The organism is Desertivibrio insolitus, assembly GCF_017355965.1.
Lineage (GTDB): Bacteria > Actinomycetota > Actinomycetes > Actinomycetales > Microbacteriaceae > JAFIQW01.
In genome coordinates, this window is the sequence record NZ_JAFIQW010000002.1 from 21,543 (window position 1) to 48,454 (window position 26,912).

At 71.8% G+C, this 26,912-nt stretch carries 30 protein-coding genes; 14 read left to right on the top strand and 16 right to left on the bottom strand.

The features are described 5' to 3' along the window. Positions 1–48: 48 nt before the first annotated feature. The 4 genes from JUB10_RS04120 to JUB10_RS04135 form a co-directional block, all read right to left on the bottom strand. Positions 49–1,452 (bottom strand): PepSY-associated TM helix domain-containing protein, encoded by a 1,404-nt coding sequence (locus JUB10_RS04120; RefSeq protein WP_207454439.1) that lies wholly within the window; start codon positions 1,450–1,452, stop codon positions 49–51. Continuing rightward, positions 1,449–2,102 carry a YcnI family copper-binding membrane protein gene (locus JUB10_RS04125; protein ID WP_207454440.1) on the bottom strand — a complete coding sequence of 218 codons (654 nt, stop codon included), beginning with the start codon at positions 2,100–2,102 and terminating at the stop codon, positions 1,449–1,451. Before JUB10_RS04125 ends, JUB10_RS04120 begins: the two co-directional genes overlap by 4 nt. 97 nt (positions 2,103–2,199) lie before the next feature. Beyond that, complete coding sequence (locus JUB10_RS04130) at positions 2,200–2,820, bottom strand: hypothetical protein (protein WP_207454441.1); 621 nt, start codon at positions 2,818–2,820, stop codon at positions 2,200–2,202. 99 nt (positions 2,821–2,919) lie between these two features. After that, entirely contained in the window at positions 2,920–4,488 is a 1,569-nt protein-coding gene (locus JUB10_RS04135) for an AMP-binding protein (RefSeq protein ID WP_307859085.1), read from the bottom strand. An 85-nt stretch (positions 4,489–4,573) separates the two neighbouring features. On the opposite strand from JUB10_RS04135, the gene JUB10_RS04140 reads away from it, so the two are divergent. Then, on the top strand, positions 4,574–5,131 hold the full coding sequence (locus JUB10_RS04140; protein ID WP_207454442.1) for a hypothetical protein: 558 nt from the start codon (positions 4,574–4,576) through the stop codon (positions 5,129–5,131). Positions 5,132–5,169: 38 nt separating this feature from the next. Here JUB10_RS04140 and JUB10_RS04145 read toward each other — a convergent pair whose 3' ends face one another. Together JUB10_RS04145 and JUB10_RS04150 are read right to left on the bottom strand one after the other, a co-directional pair. Then, a complete protein-coding gene (locus tag JUB10_RS04145) occupies positions 5,170–6,258 on the bottom strand; it encodes an ABC transporter permease (RefSeq protein WP_374191692.1) in 1,089 nt (362 codons plus the stop codon). Between the two features lie 2 nt (positions 6,259–6,260). Next, positions 6,261–7,736, bottom strand: coding sequence for a sugar ABC transporter ATP-binding protein (locus tag JUB10_RS04150; protein ID WP_242682155.1), 1,476 nt, complete (start codon positions 7,734–7,736; stop codon positions 6,261–6,263). A 283-nt stretch (positions 7,737–8,019) separates the two neighbouring features. Between JUB10_RS04150 and JUB10_RS04155 the strand changes: the two genes are divergently transcribed. From JUB10_RS04155 to JUB10_RS04185, 7 genes are all read left to right on the top strand, one after another. Beyond that, positions 8,020–9,066 (top strand): substrate-binding domain-containing protein, encoded by a 1,047-nt coding sequence (locus JUB10_RS04155; RefSeq protein ID WP_207454445.1) that lies wholly within the window; start codon positions 8,020–8,022, stop codon positions 9,064–9,066. A 94-nt stretch (positions 9,067–9,160) separates the two neighbouring features. Continuing rightward, entirely contained in the window at positions 9,161–10,324 is a 1,164-nt protein-coding gene (locus JUB10_RS04160; protein ID WP_242682156.1) for a Gfo/Idh/MocA family protein, read from the top strand. A gap of 22 nt (positions 10,325–10,346) precedes the next feature. Next, positions 10,347–11,348, top strand: a complete 1,002-nt coding sequence (locus tag JUB10_RS04165; RefSeq protein ID WP_207454446.1) for a sugar phosphate isomerase/epimerase family protein — start codon at positions 10,347–10,349, stop codon at positions 11,346–11,348. Continuing rightward, positions 11,326–12,591, top strand: coding sequence for an ROK family transcriptional regulator (locus JUB10_RS04170; RefSeq protein ID WP_207454447.1), 1,266 nt, complete (start codon positions 11,326–11,328; stop codon positions 12,589–12,591). The genes JUB10_RS04165 and JUB10_RS04170 overlap by 23 nt, the downstream gene beginning before the upstream one ends. Positions 12,592–12,826: 235 nt before the next feature. Further along, positions 12,827–13,435: a GNAT family N-acetyltransferase gene (locus tag JUB10_RS04175; protein ID WP_207454448.1), complete on the top strand. Its 609-nt coding sequence runs from the start codon at positions 12,827–12,829 to the stop codon at positions 13,433–13,435. Next, positions 13,432–14,106 carry an NAD(P)H-hydrate epimerase gene (locus JUB10_RS04180; RefSeq protein ID WP_307859086.1) on the top strand — a complete coding sequence of 225 codons (675 nt, stop codon included), beginning with the start codon at positions 13,432–13,434 and terminating at the stop codon, positions 14,104–14,106. The genes JUB10_RS04175 and JUB10_RS04180 overlap by 4 nt, the downstream gene beginning before the upstream one ends. Before the next feature lie 9 nt (positions 14,107–14,115). Further along, entirely contained in the window at positions 14,116–14,739 is a 624-nt protein-coding gene (locus JUB10_RS04185) for an alpha/beta fold hydrolase (protein ID WP_207454449.1), read from the top strand. Here the strand turns inward: JUB10_RS04185 and argG are convergent. After that, the gene (argG, locus tag JUB10_RS04190) at positions 14,736–16,175 is read right to left on the bottom strand and encodes an argininosuccinate synthase (protein WP_207454450.1); all 1,440 of its coding nucleotides are present in this window, start codon (positions 16,173–16,175) and stop codon (positions 14,736–14,738) included. The two genes, JUB10_RS04185 and argG, sit on opposite strands and share 4 nt — an antisense overlap. 43 nt (positions 16,176–16,218) lie before the next feature. Between argG and JUB10_RS04195 the strand changes: the two genes are divergently transcribed. Further along, positions 16,219–16,932, top strand: a complete 714-nt coding sequence (locus JUB10_RS04195) for an SDR family NAD(P)-dependent oxidoreductase (protein ID WP_207454451.1) — start codon at positions 16,219–16,221, stop codon at positions 16,930–16,932. Here the strand turns inward: JUB10_RS04195 and JUB10_RS04200 are convergent. Then, entirely contained in the window at positions 16,910–18,106 is a 1,197-nt protein-coding gene (locus tag JUB10_RS04200; RefSeq protein ID WP_207454452.1) for an RNA polymerase sigma factor, read from the bottom strand. The genes JUB10_RS04195 and JUB10_RS04200 overlap by 23 nt on opposite strands. A gap of 14 nt (positions 18,107–18,120) precedes the next feature. Further along, positions 18,121–18,495, bottom strand: a complete 375-nt coding sequence (locus tag JUB10_RS04205) for a YciI family protein (protein ID WP_207454453.1) — start codon at positions 18,493–18,495, stop codon at positions 18,121–18,123. A gap of 182 nt (positions 18,496–18,677) precedes the next feature. Between JUB10_RS04205 and JUB10_RS04210 the strand changes: the two genes are divergently transcribed. Together JUB10_RS04210 and JUB10_RS04215 are read left to right on the top strand one after the other, a co-directional pair. Continuing rightward, positions 18,678–19,805: a trans-sulfuration enzyme family protein gene (locus JUB10_RS04210; protein ID WP_307859087.1), complete on the top strand. Its 1,128-nt coding sequence runs from the start codon at positions 18,678–18,680 to the stop codon at positions 19,803–19,805. Beyond that, on the top strand, positions 19,802–20,614 hold the full coding sequence (locus JUB10_RS04215) for an MBL fold metallo-hydrolase (RefSeq protein WP_207454454.1): 813 nt from the start codon (positions 19,802–19,804) through the stop codon (positions 20,612–20,614). Before JUB10_RS04210 ends, JUB10_RS04215 begins: the two co-directional genes overlap by 4 nt. A gap of 9 nt (positions 20,615–20,623) precedes the next feature. Here JUB10_RS04215 and JUB10_RS15000 read toward each other — a convergent pair whose 3' ends face one another. From JUB10_RS15000 to JUB10_RS04230, 3 genes are all read right to left on the bottom strand, one after another. Further along, positions 20,624–21,526: a DMT family transporter gene (locus tag JUB10_RS15000; protein ID WP_307859088.1), complete on the bottom strand. Its 903-nt coding sequence runs from the start codon at positions 21,524–21,526 to the stop codon at positions 20,624–20,626. A gap of 76 nt (positions 21,527–21,602) precedes the next feature. Next, on the bottom strand, positions 21,603–21,905 hold the full coding sequence (locus JUB10_RS04225) for a DUF1905 domain-containing protein (protein ID WP_207454455.1): 303 nt from the start codon (positions 21,903–21,905) through the stop codon (positions 21,603–21,605). After that, complete coding sequence (locus JUB10_RS04230; RefSeq protein WP_207454456.1) at positions 21,902–22,189, bottom strand: DUF4287 domain-containing protein; 288 nt, start codon at positions 22,187–22,189, stop codon at positions 21,902–21,904. Before JUB10_RS04230 ends, JUB10_RS04225 begins: the two co-directional genes overlap by 4 nt. Before the next feature lie 110 nt (positions 22,190–22,299). Here JUB10_RS04230 and JUB10_RS04235 point away from each other — a divergent pair, with 110 nt between their 5' ends. Next, on the top strand, positions 22,300–22,725 hold the full coding sequence (locus JUB10_RS04235) for a VOC family protein (protein ID WP_455905760.1): 426 nt from the start codon (positions 22,300–22,302) through the stop codon (positions 22,723–22,725). Positions 22,726–22,729: 4 nt separating this feature from the next. Beyond that, a complete protein-coding gene (locus JUB10_RS04240) occupies positions 22,730–23,104 on the top strand; it encodes a DUF2834 domain-containing protein (protein ID WP_207454457.1) in 375 nt (124 codons plus the stop codon). Here the strand turns inward: JUB10_RS04240 and JUB10_RS04245 are convergent. The 4 genes from JUB10_RS04245 to JUB10_RS04260 all read right to left on the bottom strand — a co-directional run bounded on the left by JUB10_RS04245 (position 23,069) and on the right by JUB10_RS04260 (position 26,110). Beyond that, complete coding sequence (locus JUB10_RS04245; protein ID WP_207454458.1) at positions 23,069–24,304, bottom strand: RNA polymerase sigma factor; 1,236 nt, start codon at positions 24,302–24,304, stop codon at positions 23,069–23,071. The two genes, JUB10_RS04240 and JUB10_RS04245, sit on opposite strands and share 36 nt — an antisense overlap. Next, positions 24,304–24,729, bottom strand: a complete 426-nt coding sequence (locus tag JUB10_RS04250) for a YciI family protein (RefSeq protein ID WP_207454459.1) — start codon at positions 24,727–24,729, stop codon at positions 24,304–24,306. Before JUB10_RS04250 ends, JUB10_RS04245 begins: the two co-directional genes overlap by 1 nt. Before the next feature lie 226 nt (positions 24,730–24,955). Next, entirely contained in the window at positions 24,956–25,744 is a 789-nt protein-coding gene (locus JUB10_RS04255; protein WP_207454460.1) for a hypothetical protein, read from the bottom strand. A gap of 105 nt (positions 25,745–25,849) precedes the next feature. Next, positions 25,850–26,110 carry a hypothetical protein gene (locus JUB10_RS04260; RefSeq protein WP_207454461.1) on the bottom strand — a complete coding sequence of 87 codons (261 nt, stop codon included), beginning with the start codon at positions 26,108–26,110 and terminating at the stop codon, positions 25,850–25,852. A gap of 403 nt (positions 26,111–26,513) precedes the next feature. Here JUB10_RS04260 and JUB10_RS04265 point away from each other — a divergent pair, with 403 nt between their 5' ends. Further along, positions 26,514–26,891 (top strand): nuclear transport factor 2 family protein, encoded by a 378-nt coding sequence (locus JUB10_RS04265; RefSeq protein WP_207454462.1) that lies wholly within the window; start codon positions 26,514–26,516, stop codon positions 26,889–26,891. The last annotated feature ends 21 nt before the right edge of the window (positions 26,892–26,912 follow it).

Below are 26,912 nucleotides of genomic sequence, written 5' to 3' on the forward strand. Positions count from 1 at the left end.
AGACGATCGAAGAGGCGGGGAGCATGGCGCTCCCCGCCTCTTCGTATGTCAGCCGGTGCGCGTGCGCGTCGCGGCGAAGAGCGCGTCGGCGAGCACGAACGCGACGAGGCTCAGCCCGAGCAGGGGCAGGAAGAGCCCGACGACGGCGCCCACGGCGAGGACCGCGAGCACGCCCCACCAGGGCGCACGGGCGAGCGCGCCCGCCTGAACCGGCTTTCCGAACCCGCGCGTCGGACGGCGCTTCCACCACATGAGGTAGCCGAAGACCACCATCGCGGCGATCCCGAACGCGGCGGCCGCGAGCAGCAGCTGATTCGGCAGACCGAACATCGAGCCCATGTGGGTGTCGATACCCCAGCGGGCGAGCTTCGCGGGTAGGGAGTAGTCCGCGAAGTCGGTGCGGTCGGTCACCTGCAGCGTGGTGCCGTCCACGGCCACCGAGTCGACCTGGGTCGGGAAGCTGCGCTTGATCTCGGTGACCGTCCACGCGCTCGCCGCGTCCGCGGGTGGCCTGATCTCAACGAGCCCGGTGTTCACGTTCACTGTCTGCGCGACGGCCAGCACCTCGTCGAAGGTCGCGGGATCGAGGTCCGCGGACGATCCCTGCGCGCTGCCGTGGTGCCCCGCGTGCTCGCCGCCGCCCGCCGTCGAGCCGTCGAGCGCGGTGTCGAGCGTTGGCGTCTGCCAGCCGAGCGTCGACCGCAGGTCGGAGACGTTCGCGCCGCCGAACTGCGACCACGTGATGCCGGTCGCGGAGAGGAACAGGGCGCCGAGCGCGAGCCAGACCCCGGTCGAGGCGTGCCAGAAAAAGATGCGTCGGTAGCCCCTGGCCTTGCGGTCCGGCCGCACGAGATCTCTCCTCCGTCGCGCCGTGCGCCAGCGCTGGACCCACAGCGCGAGCCCCACGAGCGTGACGACGCCGAGCCAGCTCGCGGCCAGCTCGCTGTAGGCGCGACCGACCTCGCCGAGGCCGAGACTGCGGTGGAACTGGTCGATCGCCGTTCGCAGCGGCAGCGCTCCGCTCGTGCCGTAGACCGCGAGGTCGCCGCGCACCTCGGCGGTCGCCGGGTCCACGAAGATCGCGCGAGTCTGCCCGTCGAGCAGCCCCTCGGCGGTGAACATCACGCGCGTCGTGTCGCCGGGTTCGGGCGCGGGCCGCACCGCGACGAGGGCGCCGTCGTCGCCCACGACCGTCTCGGCGGCCGCGATCTGATCGGCGAGGGGCAGCGCGGGCCCCGACACGGGGGCGTGCAGCTTCTCGTCGTAGACCGCCTGCTCGAGCGCCGGCGTCAGGGCGTAGCCTGCGCCGCTCAGCGCGGCGACCAGGATGAACGGCCCCACGAGGATCCCGGCGTAGAAGTGCAGCCGCAGCAGCAGCGGCCCCAGCCACGGCGCCGGCCGGGCGCGCTGCGGAGCGGGCGCGGTCCCGTGGGGCGGCGCGCTCAGCGTCATCCGCGGGCTCCCGACGTGCGGCGCAGCGTGACGGTGAGCACGACCACCGCGACGACCGCCGCGAGCAGCGCTCCCGCGCCGAGGAAGCGCGCGGTCCGGTCGACGGGCTCTTCGGCCGGAGCCGCGGCCTGCTCCGTCTCCGCGGCCGAGGCGGTGAGCGTCTCCGCGGCCGAGAGGGTCAGGGTCGGGGCCGGATGCTGGGGCTCGGTGCCGCCGTCGGCGACCTCGCTCCAGTCGGTCGATCCCTCGACGCACGTCTGCAGAGTCGGGAAGGCGAGCACGTCGCCGGGCCGCCCGTCGAGCGGGAGCAGCGCCGAGACCTCGACCGTGTCGCGCAGGCCGTCGTCGAGCGGGGTCTGCGCCGTGTAGGTGACCGTCGTGCCGGCGTCGGTCTTCTCCTCGGCGATGTCCCAGCCGGGCTTGACGGTCGGCGTGACGGTGGGCACCTCGGCGGGGAACCCGATCGTGAGGGCGGTCGTCGCCGAGCCGGCGCAACCGTGCCCCACCGCGAAGGTGAGCACGCTCATCTGCCCGGGCACGGTCGAGGTGGCGTCGAGTTCGACGTGGGCGGAGGCGGGCAGGGGCGCCGCGAGGGCGAGTGCGAAACCGGCGGTGCCGGCGAGGGTGGAAAACAGGGCGCGCGAGCGCATGGGAACCTTTCGAAGGGCACGGCGATGCGTGCGAGAAGCGGAGGGGAACCGTCGGCGCGCCGACGGAGGCCGCGTCCGCCCGTTCGGCAGGACGCGGTCAGTGCGAGGCGTGAGCGCTCGGCGGTCCGCGCAGGCTCCTGGTCGCCGCGCTGATCAGCGAGGCGAGCGCGGCCGGGGCGTCGTTCGCGCCCGTCCGCCGCACGAGGCGACCCGCGCCCAGCTCGACGCCGAGCACGAGGGCGAGCACCGCCACGACGCGCACCGCGACCGCGCGCAGCAGCTGCCGCACCGCGCCGAGACCGGCGTGCAGCGTGAGCAGCGTGACGAGCCCCGCGGCGACGTGGGCCCAGAGCATCCCGTCGTTGTGGCCGTCGGCGACGACGAGTTCGGTCGCGGCGAGGCTCTCGACGTGGTGCACGACGTGCCTCGCCGGCACCGACGCGCCCCCGGTGCCCTCGGCCGCGGTGAACACGGCGTGGAGCAGCAGCTGCGTGGCGGCGACACCCGGCAGCAGGCGGGGGAGGGTGACGCGGCGACCCGCGAGCCCGAAGCAGAGCAGCACGCCGAGCACGAACACCGTCGCGAGCATCAGCGGCTCGGGCACGTGCCCACCGCCGGCACTGTGCGCACACGCGGTCGCGATCGTGCTGACCCCGGCCGATGCCACGGCGCGCAGCATGCGCTCCTGCCGTGCCTGCACCGCGCCTCCCCGGGTCATGACCAAACTAATGCAGCGCCAACCTGCGAGAAGCTACGGCTGGTCGGTTCCGGCGCTGTCGGGCGGTGTTCGGAGCAGCGGGCCCTTCGGCTCGGTCGGTCAGAGCCCCCGCAGGTGCCGCCGCAGGATCTTCCCCGACGCCGACTTCGGCACGGCGTCGACGAACGCGACGGCGCGCACCCGCTTGTGCTCGTCGGCGTTCTCGGCCACGAACTCGAGCACGGCCTGCTCGTCGAGCGCCGAGTCGCGGGCCCGCACCACGAACGCCTTCGGGAACTCCCGCCCCGCGTCATCCGTCGCCCCCACGACCGCCGCGTCGGCGATCTCCGGATGCTGCAGCAGCAGCGCCTCGAGCTCGGCCGGCGCGACGTGCTCGCCGTCGACCCGGATCAACTCGCGCAACCGGTCGACGACGTAGAACTCGCCCTGCTCGCCCATGCGGGCGATGTCGCCGGTGTGCAGCCAGCCGTCGTCGTCGAGCACCCGCCGGGTCGCGTCGGCGTCGCCGAGGTAGCCGAGCATGACCTGCGGCCCGCGCACGAGCAGCTCGCCGACGCGGCTCGCCCCTGACAGCGGCCGCTCGACGTCGAAGCCGCTGTCGAGGTCGACGAGCCGCGCCTCGGTATTCGGCACCGGCAGCCCGATCGAGCCGCGCGAGATGTCGTCGCGGTCGGAGGGCACCACGTGCGTCACGGGACTCGCCTCGGTGAGCCCGTAGCCCTGCCGCACGTCGACGTCGAGGCGCTCCTCCACCTGGGCGGCGAGCCCCTCGTCGAGCGGGGCGCCGCCGAAGAACACCTCGCGCACGCTCGAGAGGTCGTGCTCGTCGACCAGCGGATGCTTCGCGAGCACGACGGCCACGGGCGGCGCGACCGACACGTAGGTGCAGCGGTACCGCTCGATGAGGGAGAGGAAGCGCGGCACGTCGAACCCCGACATCGTGACGAGTTGCGCCCGCAGCTTCACGGCGAGGTTGAGCAGCACCGTGAGCCCGTAGATGTGGAAGAACGGCTGTGACGCGAGCACGACGTCGGCGGCCGAGGCGTCGTTGACCGCGCGCATCTGCTCGACGTTGGCGATCAGGTTGCGGTGCGTGAGGCAGGCGCCCATCGGATGGTCGGTGGTGCCGGAGGTGTAGGGGATGACGGCGACGTGCGTGGCCGGATCGAGCGAGACATCCGGAGCCGGTGCGTCCTCTGCGAGCAAGTCGTGCAGGGTCGCGTGCCCCTCGCCGCCGTCGAGCAGCACGAGGCGGTCGGGCGCGAGGCCGGCCGCGCGGGCGGCCTCGGAGGCCTGTGGCAGGAGGGCGCCGACCGTGAACAGCAGCGACGCGCCGGAGTCGCGCAGCTGATCCGCCAACTCCTCGGCGTCCGCGGCGACGTTCACGGTCGTGGCGGCGGCGCCAGCGCGCAGGATGCCGTGCAGCGCGGTCGCGAACTCGGGCACGTTCGGGCTGTGCAGGGCGACGACGTCGCCGGGCCGGATGCCGCGCGCGGCGAGCGCTCCCGCCAGCCGCTCGACCTGACGGCGCAGCTCGGCGAGGGTCGTCGGAGCGCCCGACTCGCCGTCGACGAGCACGACCCGGTCGGCGTCGTCGCCGAGGTCGCCGAACAGGTACTCGAAGACCGAGCCGTCGGGGATCGTGAGATCCGGGAAGGGGCTGCGCACGACGATCTCCTTCGATCACGCTGCGGGGAAGTGATCGAAGACTAGCCGCCACGGGACTCGGAGGTCGGGCTCGTACGATTTGAGCATGGCTCGGTCGTCTCCGCCCGCGGGCGGTCCCGACGCCGCAGAGGTCGAGAACTCCGCCGACGAGGGACTGCTGATCGTCAGCGCCGGTTTCCGGCTGACGATGAAGAACCTCATCATCGTGCGCGCGCTGCGCGACCGCGAGGCATGGGACGAGGGCGACCTGCTGGCCGCTCTCGCGTTCGAGATCGACAACCTCATCGACGAGCGCCAGCAGGACGTCGAGTTCCTCGACAAGACCATCAAGCGCGCCCGGCGCCGCTCCGGCCGTGCCGGATGGCACGACGACTACCGGCAGCAGGACGTGCCGACGCTCGAGCTGCGCCGCGCGGCCGACCGGCGGATGATCGAGCGCCTGCGCGAGCTGGCGGACGACCGCGACTACCTCCGCGGCCAGCTCGCGATCGCCCGGGACTCGGCCCTCGACGAGGTCATGCAGGCGAAGTTCGCCGCCCAGCCGCGCATCGTCGTGGACGAGGAGTACCGACGCGATCGTGACCGGCGGATCGCGGAGGTGCGGCGCGACCTCGACCGGCTCGACTGGCTCATGGACGTGTGAAGAGGGGCCCGGATGCATCCGGGCCCCTCTTCATGGCGTCAGGCCGACTGCTGCTGCGCCGCGCTGTCGAGCTGCGGCGTCGTGTTCCGCTTCTTCGACCGGCCCCCGCGACCACCGGGGCGGGCGGCGAAGCGCTGCTGCAGCAGCACCGCGATGACGATGATCACGCCCTTGACGACGGCCTGAACCGAGGTCGACAGATTGTTCTGCGTGAACACGTTGGTGAGCGTCGAGAAGATCAGCACGCCGAAGATGGTGCCGACGATCGTGCCGCGACCGCCGACGAGCAGCGTGCCGCCGACGACGACCGCGGCGATCGCGTCGAGCTCGTAGAGCAGACCGTGCGTCGAGGTGCCGACGGTCGTGCGGCCCATCATCATGACCGCCGCGATGCCCGCCGTCGCGCCCGAGAGCACGTACAGCCAGACGAGGTGGCGGTTCACCTTCACACCGGCGAGGCGCGCAGCCTCCATGTTGCCGCCGATGGCGACCGTGCGGCGGCCGAACGTCGTGCGGTTGAGCAGGAACCAGCCGAGCACGGCCACGACCGCGAACATCCAGATGAGGATCGGCACGCCGAGCAGGTCGGAGCGGAAGAACGCGAGGAAGTCGCGGTTGCTCACGATGAGCGTGCGCCGCTCGGAGAACAGCTCGGCGAGACCGCGCGCGCCGACCAGCATGGCGAGGGTCGCCATGAACGACACGACCTTGCCGTAGGCGATGACGATGCCGTTGATGAGCCCGGCGAGCGCGCCGACGGCCAGAGCGACGACCACCATGAGCAGCCACGAGCTCTGCGTCGCCGCGGCCTGTACCGCGGTGAGGGAGGCGACGACCGTCGAGAGCCCCATCACCGACCCGACCGACAGGTCGATGCCGCCGGCGATGATGACGAAGGTGATGCCGATGCTGATCACCCCGATGACCGAGGCGTACCGCACGATCGTCAGGAAGTTGTCGACGTTGGTGAAGCGGTCGCCCGCCGTGACGGCGCCGACGACCACGAGCAGCGCGAGTGCGATGACGAGGCCGAGGTTGCGCCCCACCGACCCGCCGAACACCTTGCTCAGGACGTTCCGGTCGTTGTTCTCGGTCGCGCCACCCTTGGCGTCGACCTTCTCCTGCACGCTCACGCGGCACTTCCCTTCATGACGAGATCGAGCACTCCGTGCTCGGTGATGGCGTCGGCGTCGACGGTGGCGAGCACGGAGCCCTCCGCCACGACGAGCACACGGTCGGCGAGGCCGAGGACTTCCTCGATCTCGCTCGAGACGACGACGATGGCGGTGCCCGCGTCGGCGAGGCGCCGGATCAGCGCGTAGATCTCCGCCCGTGCGCCGACGTCGACGCCGCGGGTCGGTTCGTCGAGCAGCAGCACCTTCGTGCCGTGCACGAGCCAGCGGGCGAGCATGATCTTCTGCTGGTTGCCGCCGGAGAGCGTGCCGGTGCGCCGGTCGGGGTCCGCGGGTCGCAGCTCGAGCGCGTCGATCTGCTCGCGGGCGAGTGCACGTTCGCGGCGCTCGTCGAGCACCGACAGCTTGGCGAAGCGCTGGAAGCTCGACAGCGTGACGTTGCGGTAGATGGGCTCGTCGAGCAGCAGCCCCTGGCTCTTCCGCTCCTCGGGCGAGAGGCCGATCCCGGCCTCCACCGCGGCGGTAACGGATGCCCGGGGCAGCGTCTTTCCGGCGACGCGGACGGTTCCGCCGTCGGCCTTGCGTGCGCCGTAGACGGTCTCGAGGATCTCCGACCGGCCGGAGCCGACGAGCCCGGCGAGGCCGACGATCTCGCCCGCCCGCACCTGGAAGCTCACGTCGGAGAACACGCCGGGGAGGCTGAGGTCGTTCACCTCGAGCACGACGTCCGCTCCCGACGGCACCCCGGGGCTCGCGGGAAACACGTTCTCGACCGAGCGGCCGGTCATCAGGCGGATGAGCTCGTGCGTGGGGGTGTCGGCGACCTCGAGGCCGCTCGCCACGCTCGCGCCGTCCTTCAGCACCGTGATGCGGTCGCCGATCTCGCGGATCTCCTCGAGCCGGTGCGAGATGTAGACGACGGCGATGCCCTGCGCGGTGAGCTCGCGCACGACGCGGAAGAGGTTCTTGACCTCCTCGGAGTCGAGCACCGCGCTCGGCTCGTCCATGATGATGAGCCGGATGTCGTGCGACAGCGCGCGGGCCATGCTCACGATCTGCTTGTTGGCGGGCGAGAGGGAGCCGACCTCGCGGGTGGGCGCGATCGACGCGTGACCGAGGCGGGTCATCAGCTCCCGGGCGGTGCGGTTGGCGGAGCGCCGGTGATAGACGCCTGCGGTGGCCTGCTCGTGGCCGAGGAAGATGTTCTCCGCCACCGAGAGACCGTCGACGACGTCGAGTTCCTGGTACATCGTCGCGATGCCCAGCGCGAGGGCCTCGGTCGGGTGGTCGAGGGTCACCGTCTCGCCGCGCCAGACGATCTCGCCCGTGTCGGGACGGTGCGCGCCGGCGAGGGTCTTGATGAGCGTGGACTTACCGGCGCCGTTCTGGCCGAGCACGCAGTGCACCTCGCCAGGGCGGATCTCGAGGTCGACTCCACGAAGCGCCTGGACCCCGGCGAAACTCTTCGTCAAGCCGCGGACCTCGAGCAGAGGCGTTCCATGGTCGACATTGATCATGCGGGCAACATAACGAGGTGCGCGGCTCAGCGTCAACGGGTTTCGAGATTGCGTCGCCCGCAACTTCTTCATTCGGCTTCGGCCGCGCCAGTGGAGAAAGTCGCGGAACTACCCCTTCCCTCGCCGCGGCGGTGCTGTTATGTTGCGTCAAACGTCAATGGGGACGCGGCTGTGCACCACGGCCGGATCACCGAGGCCTCATCGACGTTCTGCAATGTCACTCGATGAGGAGAAACCAATGCACATCACCCGCACCTCGCGCCGACGCCTGCTTCTGGCGTCGGGCGCGGCGATCACCGCGATCGGCCTGCTCGCCGGCTGCAGCAGCAGCGAAGGCAGCACCAGCACCCAGCCCACCAACAACTCGGCCGAGGGCAACCAGGAGAGCGGCGACACCGTCCGCATCGGCTTCTCCGGTCCCGCCGCCGACCACGGCTGGCTCGGCGCGATCAACTCGGCGGCGCTCGCCGAGGCCGAGCGTTACGACGACGTCGAGCTCGTCGTCGCCGAGGGCACGAACGACGCCAACCTGCAGATCAGCCAGGTCGAGACCTTCATCAACGACGGTGTCGACGCGATCGTCCTCCTGCCCACCGACGGCGCCGCCCTCACCGAGGTCGCGATCCAGGCGATGGAGGCGGGCATCCCCGTCATCAACGTCGACCGTGAGTTCTCGAGCCCCTTCGCCGCGCGCACGACGATCCTCGGCGACAACTACGGCATGGGCGTCAGCGCCGGCACCTACATCTGCGAGCGCCTGGGCGACAACCCCGACGCCGTCGTCGCCGAGATCGCGGGCATCGACTCGCTCCCGCTGACCCAGGACCGCAGCCAGGGCTTCGCCGACGCGCTGTCCGACTGCGGCCTCGAGGTCTCCAACCGCGTCGCCGCGGACTTCACGGTGCAGGGCGGTGAGGCCGCGACCTCGCAGCTGCTCGCCTCCGCCCCGCAGATCGACGCCATCTGGAACCACGACGACGACCAGGGTCTCGGCGTGCTCGCCGCGATCGAGGCCGCCGGCCGCGACGAGTTCTTCATGGTCGGCGGCGCGGGTTCGCGCAACGCCATGGAGGCCATCCAGGCCGGCGACGGCGTGCTCGAGGCGACGGTCATCTACCCGTCGACGCAGGCTGCCGACGGCATCCGTCTCGCCCGTCTGATCGCCCAGGGCAAGGCCATGAGCGACCTGGTCGAGGTCGAGGTGCCCGCCCGCATCGTGCTCAACGCGCCGGTCGTGACCGCGGAGAACGTCGAGCAGTACCTGCCGACGGCCTTCGCGTCCTGATCGTCGACAATCGCAGGGAGGTGGGGCACCCGCGGCCCCACCTCCCGCACAACGAGCCGGGCGTGAGCGCGCCGGCAGAAGGAGGAGACGACCGATGGCTTCGCTGAGGATTGCGATGATCGGCTACGGCTTCATGGGGGCCGCGCACTCGCAGGGCTGGCGGGTCGCCCCGCGGTTCTACGACCTGCCCGCGACCCCCGAGATGAGCGTGCTCGTGGGCCGCGACGAGGCCCGCACGGCCGCCGCCGCGGAGAAGTGGGGCTGGCAGGAGACGTCCGTCGACTGGCGCGAGGTCATCCGGCGCGACGACATCGACATCGTCGACATCGTGACGCCCGGCGACTCGCACGCCGAGATCGCGATCGCCGCGCTCGAGGCCGGCAAGCACGTGCTCTGCGAGAAGCCGCTTGCCAACACGGTCGCCGAGGCCGAGGCGATGACGGATGCCGCCGAGCGCGCGGCCGAGCGCGGGGTGCAGGCCATGGTCGGCTTCACCTACCGGCGGGTGCCCGCGGCGACGTTCGCCCGCGAGCTCGTCGCGCGTGGAGCGGTCGGCGACATCCGCCAGGTGCGCGCGCAGTACCTGCAGGACTGGCTGATCGACGAGAACGCGCCGCTCACATGGCGTATGAAGAAGGAGCTCGCCGGTTCCGGCTCGCTCGGCGACATCGGCGCGCACGCGATCGACATGGCGCAGTTCATCACCGGTCAGCGCCTCGACGCGGTCTCGGGGCTGCTGCACACGTTCGTGCCGCGGCGTCCCGTGCTGACCGAGTCGCAGGGGCTCAGCGGCAAGGGCGGCGACGAGTACGGCGACGTCACCGTCGACGACCTCGCCCTCTTCAACGCCCGCTTCGACGGCGGCGCGATCGGCTCGTTCGAGGCCACACGCTTCAGCACGGGCCGCAAGAACGGCCTCCGGGTCGAGGTCGCCGGGTCGAAGGGCGCGATCCTGTTCGACCTCGAGGACATGAACTACCTGCAGTACTACGACGCCACGGCGCCGGCCGACCAGCAGGGCTTCAAGCGCATCTCGGTCACCGAGCCGATGCATCCGTACATGTCGGCCTGGTGGCCCGCGGGGCACATCATCGGCTACGAGCACGGCTTCTCGCACCAGGCGAAGGACTTCGTCGAGGGCATCGTCTCCGGCGAGCCCGCCCGGCCGAGCTTCGCCGACGGGCTGCAGGTGCAGCGGGTGCTCGACGCCGTCGAGCGCAGTGCCGACAACCACGGCGTGTGGACCCCCACCGCCTGAACCACCTTCGAAGGAGAGGGAAATGACGCGACCGATCACGCTCTTCACCGGCCAGTGGGCCGACCTGCCGCTCGAGGAGGTGGCGAGGCTCGCCGCCGGCTGGGGCTACGACGGCCTCGAGCTCGCCTGCTGGGGGGACCACCTCGACCCGTGGCGCTGGGACGACGACGAGTACGTCGCCGGCCGGCTCGAGCTGCTGGAGCGGCACGGCCTGAAGCTGTTCGCGATCTCCAACCACCTCAAGGGTCAGGCGGTCTGCGACGACCCGATCGACCAGCGGCACCGCGACATCCTGTCCGACCGCGTGTGGGGCGACGGCGACCCCGAGGGCGTGCGCCAGCGCGCGGCCGAGGAGATGAAGAACACCGCCCGCCTCGCGGCGAAGCTCGGCGTGAAGACCGTCATCGGCTTCACCGGGTCGTCGATCTGGAAGTACGTCGCGATGTTCCCGCCGGTGAGCCAGGCGGCGATTGACGCCGGGTACCAGGACTTCGCCGACCGGTGGAACCCGATCCTCGACGTCTTCGACGAGGTCGGCGTGCGCTTCGCCCACGAGGTGCACCCGAGCGAGATCGCGTACGACTACTGGACGACCGTGCGCACGCTCGAGGCCATCGGGCACCGCGAGGCGTTCGGCCTCAACTGGGACCCGAGCCACATGGTCTGGCAGGACCTCGACCCCGCCGCGTTCCTTTGGGACTTCCAGGACCGGATCTACCACGTGGACTGCAAGGACACCCGGCGCCGCATGACGAACGGCCGCAACGGCCGCCTCGGCTCGCACCTCGCCTGGGCCGACCCGCGCCGCGGCTGGGACTTCATCTCCACCGGCCACGGAGACGTGCCGTGGGAGGATTGCTTCCGAATTCTCAACGCGATCGGCTACGACGGGCCGATCTCCGTCGAGTGGGAGGACGCGGGCATGGATCGACTGCTGGGAGCCCCCGAGGCTCTCGAGTTCGTACGGCGGCTCGCGTTCGACGCGCCGGATGCCGCCTTCGATGCCGCGTTCAGCACCAAGTAGCACCGAGGAGCGGTCGGGCGACGCCGTACGGCGTCTCCCGGCCGCGACCGGTCTCGGAACCAACCAGGACGCCGTCCGCCGGCACAACCTCTCGACGGTGCTCCGTCTCGTGCACTCCTCCGGCGGCGTCTCCCGCGCCCAGCTCGCCCGCGCGACCGGCGTCAATCGCTCGACGATCGCCGCTCTCGTCGCCGAACTCGTGCAGCTCGGACTCGTCGTCGAGGAATCCTTCGACCAGACCCGGCAGCTCGGCCGCCCGAGCCTGCTCGTCGAGCCGAGCCGAGGGGCGCTCGCGCTCGTCGTGAACCCCGACCTCGACGCCGTGCGGATCGGGCTCGTCTCGCTCGGCGGGCACCTCGTGACATCCGTGCGCTTCGCGACGGTGCGTCCGCCGTCGGCGCAGGAGGTCGTCAACATCGTCACCGCGGTCTTCGCCGGAATGCGCAGCGGGCTGGATGCCTCGACGCGCTACATCGGCGTCGGGCTCGCGATCCCCGGGCTCGTCGACGCCGAGGGCACCGTCATCGACGCCCCGCACCTCGGCTGGCGCGACGAGCCGCTCTCGCAGCTGCTCTCCGAGGCGCTCGGTCTGCCGGTGTGGGCCGCGAACGACGCGGTCGTCGGCGTGCGCGCGCAGTCGCTGTTCGGCGAGGGCCGTGGCGTGAACGACCTCGTCTACCTCTACGGCGGCGCGAGCGGCATCGGCGGCGGGGTCGTCAGCGGCGGCAGGCTCGTCGACGGGGCCAACGGCTTCGCCGGGCAGCTCGGCCACACGCACGTCAAGTCCGACGGGGTGCAGTGCGACTGCGGCGTCGTCGGATGCCTCGAGGCCGAGGTCACCCGGCGCGAGCTCATCGACGCGGTCGGTCTCGCCGACGACGACGTCGAGTCGCTCGAGGAGGTCGTGCTGCGCCGCCTCGAGGAGCCGGGCTCGGAGGAGCTCGCCGCGATCGTCGACCGCCAGGTACAACTGCTCGCCGTAGCGCTGCGGAGCGTCGTCTCGCTGCTCAACCCGTCGATGATCCTGCTCGGCGGGTTCCTGCGGATCCTGCTCCTCGCCCGGCCGACCGAGCTGACGGAGGCGGTGCACGCCTCGGCGATCCGCGGCCCCCGCGAGGACGTCGCCGTCGCGCTCGCGCCCCGCAGCGAGGAGCCCCTGCTTGTCGGCGCCGCCGAGCTCGCGTTCGAGGCGATCCTCGCCGATCCCGCGTCGCTGCACGCCGAGGCGGCGGCGCAGTCCTGAACTCAGCTGCCTGACGCGGCTTCCCGGCCGCGCCATCCGCTCCGCTCGAACTCGCGTTGTGGAGGCCGCCCTCGTCGTTCCTCCGCTCGCCTCGACGAGACCTGCCCGGATCGGCAGAGTGCCCGCAGATCTGCTCCGGTATCGCCGAAACGGTCGGGCCTCGATAAGCGCGGGGCTACGCCGGGGCGGACGCCACTTCTTGCCCCGCGTCATCCGTCGGTGCGACTCTGACGGGATGGGCGTGGCGAACGGCACGATCACGGTGGTGCCCGCGAACGAGGCGAGCTGGGACGACCTGCAGCTCGTGTTCGGCGAGCGGGGCGACCCGCCGCGCTGCCAGTGCCAGTGGTTCCGCCTGCGCGGGCGCGAGTTCCGTGCGATGCCGGTGGAGGAACGCGCCGCCCGCCATCGCGAGCAGACGAACTGCGGCGACCCGGCCGCGACCACGACGAGCGGACTCGTCGCCTACCTCGACGGTGAGCCCGTCGGCTGGTGCGCCGTGGCGCCGCGCACCGAGTACGCGCACCTGTCGACCTCGCGCACGGTCTGGTCCGGGCGCGACGAGGACCGGACGGATGACTCGGTGTGGGCGCTCACCTGCTTCGTGACGCGCGCCGGGTTCCGCCGCCTCGGGGTCAGCTATGCCCTCGCCGCGGCGGCCGTCGACTTCGCGCGCGACCGGGGCGCGGCCGTGCTCGAGGGGTATCCGATGATCACGTCGCCCGACACCACCGTGGCGTGGGGCGAGCTCTTCGTGGGCAGCCGCAGCGTGTTCGAGGCGGCGGGCTTCACCGAGGTCAGCCGCCCGAGCGAGCGACGCGTCGTGATGCGGCGCGAGCTGTGAATCTCACCCACGGCTACAGCGCGGCGCAGGTGCGCGCCGCGGAGCAGCCACTGCTCGACGCGGGGGAGCCGCTCATGCTGCGTGCCGCCACCGGGCTCGCGGGAGAGGTACTCCGCCGCCTCGGCGATCCGGTCGGCCGGCGCGTGCTGGTGCTGGCCGGCGCGGGCAACAACGGCGGCGACGCGCTGTACGCGGCCGCGACCCTCGCCGAACACGGCGCTCTCGTGACCGTGGTGCCGCTCGGCGAGCGGCTGCACGAGGGCGGGCTCGCCGCGGCGCGCGAGGCGGGCGCAGTAGTCGTCGACCGCGCCGACGCGGCCGCCCACGCCGAGCGCTGCGACGTCGTGCTCGACGGGATCCTCGGTACCGGCGCGGCCGCGAGCCCGGCCCTGCGGGAGCCCGCCCGATCCCTCGTCGCGGGGTTGATCGGGGTGCTCGCGCGCCGGGACATCCGCCCCCTCGTCGTCGCCGTCGACCTGCCCTCCGGCACGGGCGCCGACGACGGCAGCGTGCACGAGCCCGTGCTGCGCGCCGACGTCACGGTCACCCTCGGGGCGTTGAAGGCCGGGCTCCTGCTGCCGCCCGCGGCGGACGTCGCGGGAGAGGTCGTGCTCGTCGACATCGGGCTCGGGCCGCAGCTGGCCGGGGTCGAGCCTCTCGTGCGCTCCTAGGCTGAGCCGGTGACCGACCTGCTCCTGACCGGGCCCGACACCGCTCCGACCCTCGTGCTCGCGCACGGCGCGGGCGCGGCGATGGACTCGCCGTGGATGGAGCGGATGGCCGGGCTGCTCGCCGACCGCGGCATCCGCGTCGCCCGCTTCGAGTTCGCGTACATGGCCGCGCGGCGCACCGGCACCCGCAAGCCGCCGCCGAAGGCGGAGACGCTGATCGGCGAGTACCGCGAGGTCGTCGCGGAGCTCGGCGTGCCCGTCGCGATCGGCGGCAAGTCGATGGGCGGCCGCGTCGCGAGCATGGTCGCCGACGAACTGCACGAGGTGGGTGCGGTGACGGGGCTCGTCTGCCTCGGGTACCCGTTCCACCCGCCGGGGTCGCCGGAGAAGCTGCGCACGGCGCACCTCGCCGGGCTGCGGACGCCGGCGCTCGTCTGCCAGGGCACCCGTGACCAGTTCGGCACGAGGGAGGAGGTCGAGGGCTACGCGCTCGCCCCCAACATCCGGCTGCTCTGGCTCGAGGACGGCGAGCACGAGCTGCGCCCGCGCGCGAAGCTCAGCGGCTTCACGCACGCGCAGCACCTTGCCACGACGGCCGACGCCGTCGCGGAGTTCGTGCGGTCCGTCGCCTAGTCGGTGCCGGTGTCGAACGCGGCGCGCTCCGACGCGGCATCCGTCGCGCGCGAGAGCTCCGTGTCCTCCTCGCCGGCGCCGGCGAGATCGAGGATGTCGTGGGCGGCACCCGGCTCGAGCGTGCCGACGAGCTCGGCGGTCGTGCCGCCGATGATGCCCGACGCGGCGTACTGCTCGAGGCGTGCCCGCGAGTCCGCGATGTCGAGGTTGCGCATCGTCAGCTGACCGATGCGGTCCTCGGGACCGAACGCGGCGTCGCCGACGCGCTCCATCGAGAGCTTCTCCGGGTGGTAGCTGAAGGCGGGGCCGGCGGTGTCGAGGATTGTGTAGTCGTCGCCGCGACGCAGGCGCAGGGTGACCTCGCCGGTCACGGTCGAGCCGACCCAGCGCACGAGCGACTCGCGCAGCATAAGCGACTGCGGGTCGAGCCAGCGGCCCTCGTACATGAGGCGGCCGAGGCGGCGGCCCTCCGCGTGGTAGTTCGCGACCGTGTCCTCGTTGTGGATCGCGTTGAGCAGGCGCTCGTACACGATGTGCAGCAGGGCCATGCCCGGCGCCTCGTAGATGCCGCGGCTCTTCGCCTCGATGATGCGGTTCTCGATCTGGTCGGAGACGCCGAGGCCGTGCCGGCCGCCGATCGCGTTCGCCTCCATCACGAGCGCCACCGGGTCGTCGAACTCCACGCCGTTGATCGCGACGGGGCGGCCCGCCTCGAAGCGCACCGACACCTCCTCGGTGGCGATCTCGACATCCTCGCGCCACGAGGCGACACCCATGATCGGCTCGACGATGTCGAGGCCCGACGACAGGCTCTCGAGGTCCTTCGCCTCGTGCGTCGCGCCCCAGATGTTCGCGTCGGTCGAGTACGCCTTTTCGGTCGCGTCGCGGTAGGGGTAGCCGTGGGCGACGAGCCACTCGCTCATCTCGGTGCGGCCGCCGAGCTCGCCGACGAACGCGGCATCCAGCCACGGCTTGTAGATGCGCAGCCGCGGGTTGGCCATGAGGCCGTAGCGGTAGAACCGCTCGATGTCGTTGCCCTTGTAGGTGGAGCCGTCGCCCCAGATGTCGACGCCGTCCTCCTTCATCGCGCGAACGAGCAGCGTGCCCGTGACGGCGCGGCCGAGGGGGGTGGTGTTGAAGTAGGTCTTGCCGCCGGAGCGGATGTGGAAGGCGCCGCACTGCAGGGCGACGAGGCCCTCCTCGACGAGCGCCGCCTTGGCGTCGACGAGACGCGCGATCTCGGCGCCGTATTCGCCTGCGCGGCCGGGCACCGCCTCGATGTCGGGCTCGTCGTACTGGCCGATGTCGGCGGTGTAGGTGCAGGGGATGGCGCCCTTGTCGCGCATCCACGCCACCGCGCAGGAGGTGTCGAGGCCTCCGGAGAAGGCGATACCGATGCGCTCACCGACGGGCAGACTGCTCAGAACTTTCGACACCTGAGAAACTTTAGAGCCCCGCGGGGCGGCCTAGGGTCGGAGCATGACTCTCACGGTGGTCACGGGCGGCAGTCGGGGCATCGGCGCCGCCGTCTGCCGGCGCCTCGCCGAGGAGGGGCACGACGTCGTCGTCGGCTACCGCCGCGACCGCGCAGCGGCCGACGCCGTGGTCGCCGACGTCGAGGCAGCCGGCCGCCGGGCGCTCGCCGTCGCTGTCGATACGACGGATGCCGCATCCCTCGACGCCCTCTTCGAGGCCGCGTCCGCGCTCGGCACCGTCACCGGGGTCGTCGCGAACGCGGGGGCGGTCACCGCGGTCGGGCCGCTCGCCGAGGTATCCGTCGACGACCTGCGCCGCGACCTCGACGTGAACCTGCTCGGCACCGTGCTCACCGCGCGGCGGGCGATTCCGGCGCTCACGGACGACGGCGCGATGGTGCTCATCTCGTCGGTGGCCGCGACCCTCGGCGGACCGAACACGTACGTGCACTACGCCGCGGCGAAGGCCGGCGTCGAGGCGCTGACGGTCGGGCTGTCGAAGGAGCTCGCCCCGGGCATCCGGGTCAACGCCGTCGCGCCGGGCACGGTGTGGACGGAGTTCCATCTCGACCCCGAGCGGCCCGCGAAGGTCGCGCCGACCGTGCCGCTCGGGCGCGCGGGCCGGCCGGACGAGATCGCCGGCGCCGTGGCGTGGCTGCTCTCCCCGGACGCGAGCTACACCACCGGCGCGGTGCTCAAGGTGTCCGGAGGGCTCTAGCGCGCGCCTCGAGGTGGGCGCGCACGGTGACATGCTTCGTGAGCGCGGCGGCCCGGTCGAAGGCGGCGGATGCCTCTGCGGCCCTTCCCGTCTCGGCGAGCAGCGCCGCGCGTACCGCCCAGTACGGCTGGAAGCGCTGCGCGTCGACGGGCAGCGCCGCGAGCCCCGCGTCGGGTCCGTCCGAGCGGGCGATCGCGGCGGCGAGCGCGACTTGAGCGCCGAGCGTGGGCGCGACGCGGAGGAGTGCCTCGTGCAGCGTGCGGAGGGCCGGCCAGTCCGTGACACCCGTCTTCCGCCGCGCGGCGTGAACCGCCTGGATCGCGGCCTCGAGCTGGAAGCGTCCGGGAACCCCGCCGCCGGCTCTGCGGAGGTAGCGCTCGCCCTCCTCGATGAGGGCGGCGTCCCAGCTCGACGGATCCTGCTCGTCGAGCGGAACGTAGTGCGTCCGCTGCGCCTGGGCGCGGGAGAGCGACAGCGTGATGAGGGCCGCGAGCGACCACGCTTCCGGCTCGTCGTCGAGGAGTGCCGCGAGCGTGACCGCGAGGTACTGCGCCTCGCCCGCGAGCGACTCGGGCGCCGCGGCATCCCGTCGGTCGGCGAAGGAGAGGGAGTAGCAGCCGTAGATCGCTTCGAGCACCGGGGGAAGTCGCTCTGGCATGGCGCGGCGGTCGGGCACGACGAAGGGGATGCGTGCCTCGCGGATGCGTCGCTTCGCCCGCACGAGGCGCTGTGCCATCGTCTGAGAGGGCACGTCGAACGCGGCGGCGATTTCGGCCGCGTCGAAGCCGAGCACGGTCTGCAGCATGAGGGGCGTGCGGATGCCGGGATCGATCGCCGGATGCGCGCAGACGAACAGCAGCTCGAGCCGCTTGTCCCCGATCGCGAGCGGGTCCACGTCGCGGAGCGGGTCCGCGCTCAACCGTTCGTCGAGCGGAGCGGAGGTGCGCTGCGCTGCCGACTTCCACACGTCGCGCTGCCGGTTGCGGGCCACGGTGAGCAACCATCCCTCCGGGTTGTCGGGCACGCCAACCTCCGACCAGGTCAGCAGCGCCTGTTCGAAGGCGGCCGACACTGCGTCCTCGGCGAGCTGGAGATCGCCGGTCGGCGCCGCGAGCAAGGCGACGAGGCGTCCGTAGGAGGCGCGGGCAGCCAGCTCGGCCGCCGCCCGCGCCATCCGCGTCTCCTGAGTCAGGCGTTCGGGCGCCACTCGCCCTCCACCGTGTAGACGGCGCCCGGTCGCACCTCGACGGCGCCCCACGCGATGTTCGGAGCCTGCCGCGCCCAGTCGAGTGCCGCGTCGAGGTCGGGTACGTCGATGACGACGGTGCCGCCGAGCTGCTCCTTCGTGTCGGCGAACGGGCCGTCCTGGATGCGGAGCTCGCCGTCGACCTGTCGCAGTGTCGTGCTGCTCGTCGAGGGCTGCAGCACCTCGGCGGCGATCAGCGCGCCCGCGCCCTGTAGCGCGGCGGTGTACGCCGCGAACGCGCGCTGGCCCTCCTGCATCGCGGCCTCGTCGAGCTCCCCGGCCATCTCGGGGTAGTGCAGCAGCAGTGTGTAACGCATGGGGTCATCCTTCCTGTGGGGTGCCGCTCGATCCAGCGGCTCGAAGGGATGACGAGCGAGCCCGGCCGTGATCGACAGGGCGGCGAAGAATTCTCGGCCGGGATCGCGCCCTGCGTGCCACGCCGGACGGGCACCACCGTCACGGTTCGTCGCGCACCGCCCGGGTGCCCGACAATTACGGGGTGAGCGCACCGCACGAGAACCTGCACCCCGAGACCCTGGCCGTCGCCGTCGGTCGGCCCGCGAACGAGCCCGACCAGCCGCTCAACGTGCCGCTGGTGCTCGCGTCCACCTACATCGCCGGCGGCGACCTCGAGTACGGACGGTACGGGAACCCGAACTGGACCGCCTTCGAGGAGACCCTCGGCGCGCTCGAGGGTGGCCGCTGCCTCGCATTCTCCTCCGGCCAGGCGGCGACTGCGGCCGTGCTCGATCTGGTTCCCATCGGCGGCCGGATCGTCGTCCCGCGGCACTCCTATCAGGGCACGCTCGGGCAGCTGACCCTCGGTGAAGGGCGCGGGCGCTTCGCCGTGACGAAGGTGGACATCGCCGACACCGGCGCCGTCGTCGCCGCCCTCGACGGCGCGGCGCTGCTCTGGATCGAGAGCCCGACCAACCCTGCACTCGAGGTAGCCGACATCGCTCGGCTCGCCGACGCCGCGAGGAGTGCCGGGGTTCTGGTGGTCGCCGACAACACCTTCGCCACACCGATGCTGCAGAAGCCGCTCGAACTCGGCGCCGACATCGTGCTGCACTCGGCCACCAAACTCATCTCCGGCCACAGCGACGTCATCATGGGCGCGGTCGTGACGCGCGACGACGCTCTCCTCGCCGAACTCACGACCCGCCGCTCGCTGCACGGTGCGATCCCGTCGCCGCTCGAGGCGTACCTCGCGCTCCGCGGACTGCGCACCCTGCCGCTGCGCCTCGAACGCGCGCAGCAGAACGCGCAGGAGCTGGTGCGCCGCTTCGAGGGCCACGGCGCGCTCACCGACATCCGCTACCCCGGCTTCGGCACGATCCTGTCGGTCGTGCTTCCGGATGCCGCCACGGCCGACGCCTTCGTCGCCGCGACTTCCCTGGCCCGCCACGCCACGAGCCTCGGCGGGGTCGAGACCACGCTCGAGCGCCGTCGCCGGTGGGCGGGGGAGGCGCAGACGATCCCCGTGGGGCTCGTGCGCATCAGCGTCGGCGTCGAGCACGTCGACGACCTGCACCGCGACCTCGGCGGCGCGCTCGACGCAGCGCTCCGCGCCGATGTCAACGGGGCTGCCGACGAGCCGGCGGATCAGAGCATCATGAAGGGGTGAGTGTCACCCTCTGCGTCACCTGCGCGGTCGAGACCGCGACCACGCCCGACGTCTGCCCCATCTGCGCCGACGAGCGGCAGTGGGTGCCGGAGGAGGGTCAGCTCTGGACCACGCTCGACGAGCTGCGGCAGAACGGCACCCGCGCGTTCCTGCAGGAGCTCGAGCCGGGGCTCGTGGCGCTGCGCACCGAGCCCGGCGTCGGGATCGGCCAGTGGTCGAAGCTCGTCGTGCGTCCCGAGGGCAACGTGCTGTGGGACCCGCTCGGCTACCTCGACGACGAGATCGTCGCGCAGGTGCGCGAGCTCGGCCCGGTGGTCGCGATCGCGTCGAGTCATCCGCACATGTTCGGCGTGCAGGTCGAGTGGAGCCGCGCGCTCGGCGGGGTGCCGGTGCTCGTCGCGGACGCCGACCGGGAGTGGGTGCAGCGGCCGGATGACTCGCTCGAGTACTGGTCGGGCAGTCGCGAGCTCGTGCCCGGCGTCACCCTCCTGCAGGTCGGCGGACACTTCCCCGGCAGCGCGGTGATCACGGCGACGGGGATGGACGGCGCGAGCATCCTGCTCGCCGGCGACACGATCTTCCCCAACGCCGACCGCAAGAGCGTCAGCTTCATGCGCAGCTACCCCAACAACCTGCCGCTCTCGGCTGCGGTCGTGCGGCGCATTGCCGACCAGCTCGCGGAGTTGAAGTTCGAGCGCGTCTACGGCAACTTCGAGAACCACGTGCCCCGCGGGGCGGCGCGCGTCATCGAAGACTCGGCGCAGCGCCACATCGACTGGGTCAGCGGGAAGTACGACCACCTGACCTGATCGCCGCGGCTAGACCGCCTCGCGCGGCCGGTCCTTGCGGCGCGAGAGCGCGACGCCGGCCAGGCAGAGCACGCCGCCGGCCACCGCGAGGGCGGGCGGCACCTCGGCGAAGAACACGAGCGCGAGCACGATCACGAGCGGCGGCACAATGTACGTCGTGACGCCGAGGCGCCCGGCGGGCATCCGCTGCAGCGCGTAGCCCCACGTCGTGAAGCCCAGCGCGGTGGGCACGAGCCCCAGCCACACCATGCCGACGATCGCGCTCGGCGAGGCGTCGGCGAGGTCGGCGAGGAGGGCGCCGCTGAACGGCAGGCAGGCGACCGCGCCGATCACGCAGCCGAGCCAGGTGACCTGCGCCGAGGGAACCCGTCCGAGCAGCGGCTTCTGGAACAGCACGCCGATCGCGTAGGTGAACGCGGCGAGCAGCGCCCACAGCACGCCCGCGAGGTCGAGCGACGAGGTGCGCGTCGCGATGCCGATGAGGATGACGCCGAGGAACGCGACGCCCGCCCCGATCGCGAGCCAGCGGGGGATGCCCTCGCCGAGGAACAGCCCGCCGCCGAGGGCGATGAGCAGCGGCCCGATGTTGACGACCATCGCGGTCGTGCCGGCGTCGAGAGTTGTCTCGGCGATGTTGAGCGCGACGTTGTAGACGCCGAACCACAGCAGACCGAACGCCGCGACGAAGATCCAGTCGCGTCGCGTCATCCGCACCCACCGCGTCTTGAAGAGCAGCAGTGCCAGCGCCGCCGTGCCCACGAGCAGCCGCCCGAGCGCGAGCGCGCCGCCGGAGATCTCGTCGCCGACGCCGCGGATGACGACGAAGGCGGATGCCCAGGCGAGCACCGTCACGACGATCGCGACGAGCACCTTGACGTCGAGGCCCGGCTTGGCGGGCGCGGTGGTGGTCACGGGTCAACGGTAGGGCCTGCCACCGACCTCGGCCGTCGCGCGGATGCCAGCGGGCGGCGTCGGGCTGCCAACGCGCTCAGAAGTCGACGAGCTCGAGGGTCGCGGTGACGGTGTCTCCGAGCACGAGCCCCTCGTCCTCCCGCACCTTCTTCTTGATCGGCAGCCAGTACGTCCCGTCCTCGGTGCCCGCGGCGAAGATAGACGTGCGCCAGTGCGACGACCCGATGGTCACGTCGACACGCACGGACTGGAAGCCGCCGCGCAGCTCGCCCGCGACCTCGGTGATCTCCTCCGACTCGTCGGGCGGCACGCTCAGGAACGTCCAGAGCTCCCGCCGGGCCTCCCACCGCCAGAGCTCGGCGTCGAACGTGTACTTCATCGTGGTTTCGTCGCCGCGCCGTCGAGCCAGAGGGTGTCGCTCTCGTCGCGGTGCGTGCCGGTGGTGCCGACGTGCTTCGCGTCGATGCGGTCGCCCTTCGTGATGACGTGCACGAGCGCCATGCCGTGGCCGCGCCCGAGCTCGTAGTCGCTCTTCAGCCACTCGAGGATCGGCCCCGCCTTCGTGCCCGGTCCGAAGCCGCGCTCGGCGGCGAGTTCGAGGAACTGCCGGGGCGTGAGCCCCGTCTTGGCCTCGATCGTGTCGAGGTAGGCCTGGAACGACATCCGCTCTCCCTTCGTCGGTGGACCGCACGATACTCCGCACATGCGACGACGCACCCCTGGCCGAGGCATCCGTTCTTCACTAGCGTTCGGGGCAGACGGAGGGAGCCCGGATGCCCGAGATGGACTGGACGCTCGAGGTGGTGATCGTACCCGTCTCGGACCTCGAGCGGGCCGTCGAGTTCTACCGCGACAAGGTGGGCTTCCACCTCGACCACTTCACGCGCAACGAGTACATGCAGGTCGCGCAGCTGACCCCGCGCGGGTCGGGCTGCTCAATCGTCATCGGGTCGCTGCCGATGCAGAAGGAGATGGCGCCCGGCTCGCTGAAGGGCACCCAGCTCGTCGTCGCCGACGCGCACGCGGCCCGTGAGCAGCTCGCGAGCCGCGGTGTCGAGTGCAGCGACATCGTCGTGATCGACGAGCGCGACGGCGGCACGTTCTTCGGGTTCAGCGACCCCGACGGCAACTCGTGGGCGGTGCAGCAGCTCAAGGCACGCGCGGAACGGCCGCTCATCCCGCACGAGTGGCGGAGCTAGCAGGATGACGCGGCGCGGCCGCGATCACGTCGTGCTCGCGGTCGTCTGGTTCGCGCTCGCCGCGGCCGGGCTCATCGGCACCGCGGTGTTCAACGTGCAGTGGGCCACCGACGAGCGCGGGCTGAGCCTCGGCGCGTCGCTGTTCGGCAACCCGGCGATGGGGTCGGCGACCGTCGACCTGCTGGTCGCGGCCACGGCGGCGAGCATCTTCATGGTCGTCGAGGGTGGGCGCCTCGGCTGGGGCCGGCGCGCCTGGCTGCTCGTGATCGGCAGCTTCGTCACCGCGATCGCGTTCACGTTCCCGCTGTTCCTCGGGCTGCGCGAGCTCGCGCTGCGCCGGCGGTCAGCGGCCCGCGTCGAGGGCGGCGATCTTTACTAGCAGCACGTCGCGCTCCCGCTCGTTGCGCACGAGGTTCGCGGCCGTCGTCAGCTCCGACCGCGCCTCCTCGACGCGGCCGAGTCGCGCGAGCAGTTCTCCGCGCACGCTGGGCAGCAGGTGCGACCCGGCGAGCTGCCCGGCATCCGCGATCTGGTCGACGATGCGCAGCGCGCTCGCCGGGCCGGTCGCCATCGACACCGCGACCGCGCGGTTGAGGTCGACTACGGGGTTCGGGGCCAGGCGGCCGAGCGCCTCGTACAGCAGCACGATGCGCTCCCAGTCGGTCTCGGCAACGCTCGGGGCGAGGGCGTGGCACTCCGCGATCGCGGCCTGCAGCCCGTAGGGGCCGCGGCCCCTGCCCGTGGCATCCGCCTTCTCCAGCGCCGCGCGGCCGCGGGCGATCTGCGCCCGGTCCCACTTCGTGCGGTCCTGGTGCTCGAGCAGCACGGCGCTGCCGTCGGGCGCGGTGCGAGCGGCGAAGCGCGACGCCTGGAACTCCATGAGGGCGACGAGCCCGTGCACCTCCGGCTCGCGGGGCATCGGCCCGGCGAGCACCCGCCCGAGCCGCAGCGCCTCGTCGGCGACCTCGCGGCGCACCCAGCGGTCGCCGCTCGTCGCCGCGTAGCCCTCGGTGAAGACGAGGTAGACGACGCCGAGCACGGATGCCAGGCGCGCGGGCCACTCGTTCGGGTCGGGCACCTCGAAGGGCACCTTCGCCGCCGCGAGCGTCTTCTTCGCCCGCACGATGCGCTGCTGCACCGTCGCGACGGGGACGAGGAACATCCGCGCGATCTCCTCGGTCGTGAGACCCGCGACCGTGCGCAGGGTCAGGGCGACCTGCGCCTCGCGGGCGAGCGCGGGGTGACAGGCGGTGAACACGAGGCGCAGCACGTCGTCGGGGATCGGCTGCCACTCGGCATCCGACGCCTCCTCGAGGTCGTGCGCGATCGCGCGGTATCGGTCGTCGAGCCGCTCGCGCCGGCGCCAGTGGTCGATCGCCTTGCGCTTCGCGATCGCGGTGAGCCAGGCGCCGGTGTTCTGCGGGATGCCCGACTCGGGCCACTGCACGAGCGCGTCGGCGACGGCCTCCTGCGCGAGGTCCTCGGCGAGGCCGACGTCGCCCGTCATCCTGGCGAGCGTCGCGATGATGCGCGCCCCCTCGATGCGCCAGACGGCGTCGACCCCTGCCCGGACGTCCATCAGACGGTCCCGAGTTCCTCGCGCCAGCCGGCCTCCTTCTGGATGTACTCGTTGTCGGAGAAGTCCTCGAAGTCGCTCTCGTCGGTGACGCGGCGCACCTCGAGCTTGTTGCCGGGGCCGAGCGGGCACCGCTTCGCCCACTCGATGGCCTCCTCCTTCGAGGAGACCTGGATGATCCAGAAGCCGTTGAAGAGCTCGTGGATCTCGCCGTAGGGGCCGTCGGTGACGCTCGGGGTCTCGCCGCCGAAGTCCACGACGAAGCCCTCCTTCGCGTCGGAGAGGCCCTCGCCCGCGAGCAGCACGCCCGCGTTCATCATGGACTCGTTGTAGGCGCCCATCGCGTTGATGATCTCCTCGAACGGGATGTCCTTGTAGGACTCCGTCGCCTCGGCGCTGTTCCGCATGATGAGCATGTACTTGGTCATTTCGATCTCCTTCGTTCGAGGGGCCCGTTTGCGCCCTCTTACTATGGCGTCGAACGGCGCGGGTCGAGATCGACATGAGGTGCGAACTTTTTTCTGCGGATGTCTCGGGGCCTGGCGCCGGGCGGGCCGGCCGGCCTACTGGCGGCTCGTTGCTCGAACGGCATCTGTTCGCGAAAGCGGCATGCGATCGCAAGCCTTTCCGGCGATTCGATGCCGGTTCGCGGCGTCACCAGCCGCAGGAGTTTCCGAGGTACTCGTAGATGCGGTGCTTGAGCTCCTCGGATGCCGCGACCGTGACCGTCGCGGGCTCGCCGTCGAGGGCGACCGTCACCCGGAAGCGCGTGCCCACCTTGTCCTCCGCCACGGCATGCGGGTCGCACCGGGCCGGCACCGCCCGCAGTTCGACCACGCCCTCGCTCGCGTCGACGGTCCACTCGGCCGAGCCGTCCTCCGGCTGCAGCAGGATCGTGCGCGCGACCGAGTCGACGACGAGCTCCCGGTCGGCGCGCGGGGCGATGGCGAGCGACAACACGGCGACGCCGCCGTCGGTGTGCAGCCCGGTCAGGCTGAGGTCCGCGGCCTCGGCCACCTCCGCGGCCGTGCACTCCGCGCCGGTGACCGTCGCCACCATGTCGAAGGGGTCGGCGGCGGCGACCGCGACCGTGCCCGCGGCATCCGGAGTCGAGAAGGTCAGCTCGACGGTCGGGCTCCCGGCATCCGTGGCACACGCTGCGTCGGGCAGGGGCGCCGGCAGCATGCGCGCCGCTCCCGGCGCGAGGGTCGTGTCGCCCTCCCAGACGGCGGGGGAGTCGAAGCGCTCTTCGGTGAGGACCGCGCGGGTGAGCCGCAACTCCTCAGGGCCGGTGTTCTCGACCCGGATCTGCAGCCGGCCCGCGGCGACGTCGCTGCGGTTCTGCTGCACAGAGACCGCGACGCCCGCGGGCGGGGCAGCGGCGGGCGCCGAGCATCCCGCGAGCAGCAGCGCCGGAACGGCGAGCGCGGCGAGTCGGCGCATGAGGGAAGGGTAGGGCTGAACGAGCGGATGCCGCGGGCATCGGAGAGGACTCGGGGCCCGCGGCATCCGGGGTGGTGCCGCCTGCGGCGGTGAGGTGGGGCTGCATCAACGACGCGGGATCAGCAGGTGGTACTGCTGCTGCGCGTACGCCTCACGCTGGAGCCGGGCTTCGTGCTGCTCCCGGCGGAGCGTGAGCTCCTCGCGATTGGGTGCGACGACGTAGGGGCGACGGCTCCACGCGACGAGCGCGGTGCCGAGACGCAGCGCGATGCGGTCGAGCAGGGCCTCCCGACCGTCGATGCGGCGGATCAGGGACAGGGATGTGTTGTTCGTCCGACTTGTCGTCGGGGCGATAACGGTATTCACCTTGATTCTTTCTGCAGACAGGCGTGCGGGCACGCCGAATAACGCCTATGAGGCGTCGAGAAAAGGACGCCGCGAATCAGCGGCGGGGAGGACCGGCGGGCCGGGCGCGGTCGTGGACGGGACGGGTCCGGTGCGCGGGGGAAGCCGCGGGGACCGGGAGCTTCAGCAGCATCGTCACCGTCTGACGGGTGACGAGCGGGGAGCTCGACCGATCAGGCGGGGAAGACGCCGATGAAGCCGGCGGTGCTGATTCCGATGTGCATAATCATTGCCAGGCTCCTTTCGAATGTGTCGGCGATCGATCACGTTAGCGAAGTTCGCCGGTGGCGCACAACCCCGGAATTGTCCCGGATTTGTCCCGCCCCGGTTTCTTATGTGAGGGGTGCTCGATAGCGTCGAAGGCATGGCACTCATCGACGATCTGCAGCAGTTGGAGCGAGCGGGCTGGGAGGCGCTGACCACCGAGTCGGGCGCCGACTTCTACCGCGACCTGATGACCGAGGACGGGGTCATGGTGGTCGCCAACGGCTCGGCGCTCGGGCGCGACGACGTGATCGAGACGCTGCGGGAGTCGGAGCCGTGGAAGCGGTTCGACATCACGGATGCCTCGGTCGTGTCGATCACGGAGGACGTCGCGGTGCTGCACTACCGGGTGATGGCGTTCCGCAGCCCGGAGGCCGAGGCCTTCGCCGGTCGCCTCGCGAGCACCTACGTGCGCCAGGGCGACACGTGGAAGCTCGCGTTCCACCAGCAGACGTCGGTGCCGGCGGTCGAGCCGTGAGCGCTCGCCGGCGGAGGCGCT